Genomic DNA, 393 nt, shown 5'->3' with positions numbered 1-393 from the left:
CGCTCGGCCCGCGGTAGAGCCAGGGCTGGTCGAGCAGCCGCTCGCCGAGCAGGCGCAGCGCCCCATCGCGCGCCCAGCGCATCGGCCCGGTGGCATGGAAGATGCGGCCGTTGCGCTCGGCGCGCGCCTGCACGCGGGCGTTGCGCTGCCAGCGCTGCGCGGCATAGCGGCGCAGGCCCTGCGGCACGTCGTTCCCGCATCCGGCCAGGGCCTGCTGCAGCGCGGCGGCATCCTCGATCGCCATGCCCGCGCCCTGGGCGAGGTAGGGGCGCATCGGGTGCGCGGCATCGCCGAGCAGCGCCACGCGGCCCTGCGCCATCTCGTGCGCTCCCTGCAGCGGCGGCCGGTCGGACAGCGGCCAGAGGCGCCAGCCGCCGCCGGCCTGCGGCACGG

The 393-nt window shown here is 78.4% G+C and carries 1 protein-coding gene; it reads right to left on the bottom strand.

The window, feature by feature from the left end; genetic code table 11:
• The coding region (locus tag KDL01_RS47380) for an FAD-dependent monooxygenase (RefSeq protein WP_212534372.1) at window positions 1-393 on the bottom strand (393 nt) is incomplete at both ends.

This window comes from Actinospica durhamensis, assembly GCF_018139695.1.
Taxonomy (GTDB): Bacteria; Actinomycetota; Actinomycetes; order Streptomycetales; family Catenulisporaceae; genus Actinospica; species Actinospica durhamensis.
Note: the sequence above shows the minus strand (reverse complement) of the source record. Positions and strands in the feature narration are given on the sequence as shown.